We start from the raw sequence: 6,452 nt of genomic DNA, 5'->3' as shown, positions 1-6,452 counted from the left end.
TTGGCGAACACCAATTGAGATCTTTTTGCGTAATCTGCGTTACTAAATTTGTTCAAGTTATTTCTTGCAATCTGCCAATATTTGTAGGAAAGAGGCCGGGAAGAAATTTTTGTTTCTTCCCGGCCTCTTTATTTTTCACAAACGTTACACAGTAATTGTGGTAAAGATGTGTTTTTAAGCTTTAGCAAATTTACGACGGTTAACAATAAGAATGGTTAGTATCAGGCTAAGAAGGGAGATAAAGGCACCGAGGATTAAGAATGGAGGGCGGAAGTAGAGCTTAACCCGGTGATGCCCAGGACTCATTGGAATTGCCATGAAGGTCCCCAGGACAGTCTTGGTGTTTGCCGGCTGACCATCAACGATGACATGCCAACCCTTGGCCGCCGGAATCGTTGTCATCAGGACACCCTGTCCCTTTTTAAGGTCAACGGTTCCGGTGATTTTAGTATTTGAATGATGGTTAATTTTAAGTGGTGACTGTTGAAGTGTTTTCAGGCTAGCGTTAAACGACCGCTGGTTGAGCCGGTAGACACTCACGTTTTGTAGCCAAGCAGATAAGTGCTTAAGCCGCATCGTCACAATGACCGGCTTACCTTTTTGGGGGTGTGCTAAGTTGACCACAACCGTATCACGGTAGTTGCTAGATTGGCCAAACGCTTTATTATTGACCGAAATTGAAACCGCGCTTTTGACGTTGGGGCCAACCGTCAAGTAATAAGAATCATTTGTTGGCGGGATAAACTTGAGTTGGACCGCGGCCGGTTTTAAGAAGTCCTTCTTCCTAAAAGTTGTTCCGGTGATCTGCTTGGCTGACTGGACGTTTTGAAAACGGACCGAGTTAAAGTTCTGGACGGTAAATAACGGTTGGTTAATTGGCCGTCCGGCAAGTGCCTGCATAATTTGTGACTGGTAATTTAGCGGGTCCAGAGTGGTGTGGGCAAGGTTAAGAATTTCGTTGCTGGCACCAAAAGCGATTGGTAATGCATCAGTATTTTTCTTAATGACGATCTTAGAAGTAAAGTTGGTTACTGCTTGGTGGTTCCAGTCAGGGCGGTAGCCGGTAATTGGCATCTGTGGTGCCTGCGAGTCACGCTTTGTCATTGTGTACTTAAATCCTAATAGTGCATCAGTTACCTGGGTACCGTTGGAGTAAGTGACAAAGCCATCACCAGCTGGTTGCCCGATCGCACCCATGAAATCCGGAATCGGTGGTTCAAGGGTTGAACCGAAATGGTCACCAGAATTAAAGTCACCCTGGAACGGGTCATCCTTGGTCCGGCTAAATGTTTTCGCAACCCGGTATAAACCATGGTCACCATGCTTAATCTTCGTTGACGCCGCATTAAGTTGATTGGTATAGGAAGCAAATTCGTTTTGTGAAACGTAGGCAATATTATTTAGGCTTGTGTAAGCACTAGTTGTGACATCACAAATGATAAGGCAAACTATCAGCAAGTCGTATAGTCGCGGTGAATCCTTTCGTGGGATTGTAAGGCAAACAATGCTAATAATGGCAAAGCCAAGGCCAATGTAACGTTGGCTGTCGCTTAAGTATGACAACTTCAGCTGGCTAACGTAGGCAAAAATTCCGCCGATAACCAGAACCAGTAGTAATAACAGCCAGCGGTTGAGACGGTAACCCGGTTGCAGTGTTTGGGCTGCTAGAATAATGCACCAGCAGGCAAAAATAAATGAGAAACGGTAAGGGTACCAAACCGGGAACTGGCCAGCATGCCATAAGAGGTCCAGTGGTTCGTAGCAAAATGACAGAATAAAGAAGGCGGTTACGGCAACGCTAATTAACCGTTGGGAAAGTTTAACTTGCCGGTTGAAGAAGTAAAGCAGGGCTCCGATCATTAAGAGAGCTCCAATATAAAAGTTGGGCTGGCCGTTTGGCATCTGGTCAAAGTTGAATGATCCGGGAACTAGTTTAGCGAGTTCCTTAAAGGGGAAGTATTCAAACCGGCTCCTGACGGTGTTTTCTGTGTAAGTCCCCTTGCTCTGCATTAGGGCATAGATCGTCGGCAAAAGGGTCACGGCAGCAATTCCAACCGCTGCTAGTGAGCTAATAATATAATTTAAGAAGGCGCGGCCACGTGCTTTCCAGTCGACTAATTGCGGCAGTTGCCATGCAACCAGGAGCAGGGTGAAGATGCAGATCATCCAGGCCATGTAATAATTGTCGACCATCATGACGGCTAGCCAGGTGATGTACATACCCGGACGGTGTTCATGAAGCAGCCTTAATAGGCCACCCACAATTAACGGCAAAATTACTAGCGCGTCTAACCAGAGCATATTGAGCTGGTTAGCGATCATCCAGCCGTTGAGGGCGTAAGCAGTGCTAAAAGCAATGATCCGGAATCCCTTTTGCCAGCCAGTTTTTGTAAGCAGCCAGGCAAAACTCAAGCCAGACAAACCGTAGCGGAGAAGCAAGATTAACATTATTCCGCTGGTAAGTGACTTCCCCGGGAAAAACAGGAGCAGGAGGTTCAGTGGACTAAATAAATAGTAGGCATTGGTGCCCCACATTTCGCCGCCTAGTCCCTTACTAAAGGAGTAAAACAGGCTGGAAGGGTGGTGCAGCAGTGCGGACCGCAAGTAGGCAAAAAAGTCCACGTATTGCTGCCCAAGGTCAACAGTTAGCAGACTGCTAGGGCCGAAGGGAGCCATCTGACGGTAGGCAAAGTAACCACCCATTAAAATGACTGGTAACAAAAAGCTACACCACAAAATAAATGAATGTTGATGTTTCTTAATAGTTGATAACACTAATCGAAACCCCTTTTTCTCTTTTTGCATAGTCAATATTATATAACTAAAAGTGTGTTTAAATCTTGACGGAAGTTAAAATTAAGTAAATCCGGGCCGAAGTAGTTCATTTTTGGCTAAATAAAGAGTATTATTCTTTTGTTAGCAGTGGCTTTAACTGCGCACAAAGCCAAAATTTGTTAAAATAGTATTCATTATAATGAAGGAGAATTTGATCCGGTGAAAATCTTTGATCGAATAAGGAACGCCATGAGTTCCCGTAGCAGTAAAAGAAATCGAAATGCACAGTCCATCATTCCATTTCGGTTGAACTTCTTGTTATGGGTCGTGGGAATTTTGCTGCTGGCGCTAGCAGCCCGCCTGTTTTATTTGCAGGTTCTTAATGGTACTGCTTATAAGGCTGAAGTTAAGCGGTCTGATACCACGATTCAGACGAATAATGTTCAGCGGGGGATGATTTATGATTCACAAGGCAAGGTAGTGGTTGGTAACCAGACCCACCAAGCAATTACCTATACCAAGGGATCAAATGTAACGACTGACCAGCTTTATAAAATTGCTAACCGGCTGGGCCGCTATGTTACCGTTTCTAATAAGGATTCTCGTTTAACAAAGCGGAACCAGGAGGACTACTACCTGGCTGACAAGGGCCGCCTAAAGCAGGTGTTGAAGCATGTTAAGACTTCTGATACTGATAGTGACGACGCTCAGTATGATAAGGCTTTGAAATACCTTAGTGCTAACCCATCAGCCTGGTCGCTTACTAGTAAGCAAAAGAATAATGCTCGTATTTATGCGGCAATGAGTGGTGCATACTCACTGTCGACTACCTATATTAAGGAGACGGGGGTTACTTCAAAGGAATTGTCCGAGGTTGGTGAACACCTGAGTGAAATGCCAGGGGTAAAAATTGGTACTGCTTGGACCCGTAATTACCCGCAAGGAAAGGAAATGCAGGCCTTAACCGGTGCGGTTTCTACTTCGGGGTTGCCTAGTGATGAAGTTAATTCATTGCTGTCAGAAGGGTATTCCCGGAATGATAGTGTTGGTCAGAGTTACCTTGAAAAAGGCTTCCAAGCAACGCTAGCAGGTTCTAAGTCCCAGACTGAAGTAACGACAAATGGTAATGACGTTACTAAGGAAAAGGTTAAATACCCAGGTAAGAAGGGTGATAACCTGGTACTCACGGTTAATTCAAAGTTCCAAAAACGGGTGCAACAAATCCTGGAACAAAACTATGCCGCTGCCGGAAATGGGTATTCGTCTGGTGTTTATGCAGTCGTGATGAATCCGAATACCGGTGCCATTTATGCGATGGCGGGGATTAGCCGGAATACCAAAACGGGTAAGCAGACGACCAACCCGATCGGTGCAATTAACCAGCCAATTACCATGGGTTCCGTTGTTAAGCCGGCAACAGTGATGGGTGGTTTAATGAGTGGTGTTATTACCCCAACTAATAACACGTTGACTGATAAGCCAATTAAGGTTGAAGGAATTGCCCAGAAGAGTTCTTGGTTTAACCATGGTGGTGGTGCCAACATGGCGGTTGACGCACCGACAGCTCTGGAAGTTTCATCTAACTCTTACATGATGCAGTTGATCATGAAGGAAGGTAAGATGAACTACACCGATAATGGACCGATGACGTTGAAGCCAAGTATCTTCCAAAAGGAACGGTACTTCTTTAACATGTTTGGTTTAGGTCAGAAGACAGGAATTGATATTCCAGGTGAAACAACCGGTTATGAAGGACCGTCAGATAAGAGTCACATCGGTTCGGCACTTGACTTGGCTTATGGTAACTATGATGGTTACACGACAATTCAGTTGGCACAGTACATGTCAACGATTGCCAACGGTGGTAACCGGATGCGGCCATACGTGGTTAAGCAGATTCGGGGAACGAAGAGCAACGGTGAATTGGGACCAGTCCAATACACCACCCAGCCCCAAGTTCAACAGGTAATTCCGGCGCCAAAGTCGTACTTTGACCTTGTCCACCAGGGGCTGTACTTAGTTACCCACGGGACGAATGCTTACGTTACTGCTAAGAATTTGTCCAGTGTTAAGCCATCAATTTCTGGTAAGACCGGGACGGCGCAAACTGTTTCTAATGGACACGATACAACGACGTTAAGTTTTGCTGGCTTCTCCCCATCAAAGAATCCACAGGTGGTAGTTGCACTGGCTATTCCTGGTTGTACGAACGATGATGGTGAAGCTAACATCACCATGGCAAAAGAAATTTTCCAGGCTTACTGGAAGATTGTTCGGAACTCGAGTCAAGCGGATGACTCAACAAATTAAAAGCCCTGTCAAGGAAATTTCCTTAACAAACTTGCTTAAAGCACTAGCCAAAATGGTTAATAAATGATATAGTTGTACGAGTTAGGGTTACGTTAAATAACCAATTAAAGATTAAAAATAAGTTTGGAGGTTTCAACTCATGCGTGTCAACATTACACTTGAATGTACTTCATGCCATGAACGGACTTACTTAACTAGTAAGAACCGTCGTCACAATCCCGACCGTCTTGAATTAAACAAGTACTGCCCACGGGAACACAAGGTGACTTTACATCGCGAAACTAAGTAATTTAGTTTTGCTTCACAATCCTGCCGATAGCCACGTGCTGTTAGCAGGATTTTTTTGTTAATAATTGACTAGTTAAAGGAGATAAGATGATGGCAGAGGAAAATCAAGAAGCGCTTGGTCAGGCAATGCAGCTGATGATGGATGCAGGTGACGCAAAGAAGGCGGCCAAGGAAGCAATCCAGCTCGCCCGTGATGGTGAACAGAAGGCGGCTGCAGAAAAAATGGCCACGGCAAAAGAGACTGTTAATAAGGCACATAACATTCAGACTAAGATGCTCACGGCAGAAGCGCAGGGTAAAAAGATAGAACTGAGTTTACTAATTGTCCATTCCCAGGACCATTTAATGACTGCGATTACCTATGTTGACCTGGCTGAAGAAATTGTTCGCCTGTACGGACAACTAAAGAAGTGATTCGGCAACCGACTAAATGAAAAAATCGCTTGCAAAATATAAGCTGAGCGGTGATAATGAATTATTGAAACCGTTTATCTTTTATTGCATAAAGGGGAGATTATTGAGCAATGACGTATTCAAAATCAGAACTGCGTCAAGCCTATATTGCCCGACTTCAGCAATTGGATGTTAATACCCGTCTTCGGGAAGAAAAAGCGTTAGCATCCAAATTGTATGATCAGCCAGAGTGGATGGGTGCAAAGGTAATTGCCTTGACCCTCAGTCAGTCCTTTGAGATTGATACTGCTCCGCTGATTTTACATGCCCGGCATGAAGGTCGAACAGTTGTGGTTCCGCGCACTTTCCCCCACCGGCAAATGGAATTTGTTGAGTTACGGGAAAATACGACATTTGAAGAGACAACGTTTGGAATCTTAGAGCCGCAAGATGGCCGTGTCTTTGGTCCTGATAAAATTGACCTAATGGTTGTTCCCGGGGTGGCATTTACCCCCGACGGTCACCGGCTTGGCTTCGGTGGCGGTTATTATGACCGCTATTTAAGCAAGTATCCTGGTAAGACAATTTCACTGGCCCTGCCAACCCAGTTAGCCCCCGCGGATGAATGGGAAAATGAAGCACATGACCAGCGTGTTGACCATGTTGTTATGCTCCCGGAGAAGTGA

The 6,452-nt window shown here is 45.1% G+C and carries 5 protein-coding genes; 4 read left to right on the top strand and 1 reads right to left on the bottom strand.

Annotated elements, in window-relative coordinates:
* Window positions 1-174: 174 nt before the first annotated feature.
* Window positions 175-2,805, bottom strand: coding sequence for a YfhO family protein (locus QOS07_RS06990; RefSeq protein WP_283588250.1), 2,631 nt, complete (start codon window positions 2,803-2,805; stop codon window positions 175-177).
* A gap of 219 nt (window positions 2,806-3,024) precedes the next feature.
* Between QOS07_RS06990 and QOS07_RS06985 the strand changes: the two genes are divergently transcribed.
* The 4 genes from QOS07_RS06985 (at window position 3,025) to QOS07_RS06970 (ending at window position 6,452) form a co-directional block, all read left to right on the top strand.
* Window positions 3,025-5,085 (top strand): peptidoglycan D,D-transpeptidase FtsI family protein, encoded by a 2,061-nt coding sequence (locus QOS07_RS06985; RefSeq protein ID WP_283588252.1) that lies wholly within the window; start codon window positions 3,025-3,027, stop codon window positions 5,083-5,085.
* Between the two features lie 139 nt (window positions 5,086-5,224).
* A complete protein-coding gene (rpmG, locus tag QOS07_RS06980) occupies window positions 5,225-5,374 on the top strand; it encodes a 50S ribosomal protein L33 (RefSeq protein ID WP_283588249.1) in 150 nt (49 codons plus the stop codon).
* 89 nt (window positions 5,375-5,463) lie between these two features.
* Window positions 5,464-5,787, top strand: coding sequence for a PTS lactose/cellobiose transporter subunit IIA (locus QOS07_RS06975; RefSeq protein ID WP_283588248.1), 324 nt, complete (start codon window positions 5,464-5,466; stop codon window positions 5,785-5,787).
* Between the two features lie 110 nt (window positions 5,788-5,897).
* Window positions 5,898-6,452, top strand: coding sequence for a 5-formyltetrahydrofolate cyclo-ligase (locus QOS07_RS06970; protein ID WP_283588247.1), 555 nt, complete (start codon window positions 5,898-5,900; stop codon window positions 6,450-6,452).

Origin of the sequence: Limosilactobacillus viscerum (genome assembly GCF_947387525.1) — a bacterium.
GTDB lineage: Bacteria > Bacillota > Bacilli > Lactobacillales > Lactobacillaceae > Limosilactobacillus > Limosilactobacillus viscerum.
Note: the sequence above shows the minus strand (reverse complement) of the source record. Positions and strands in the feature narration are given on the sequence as shown.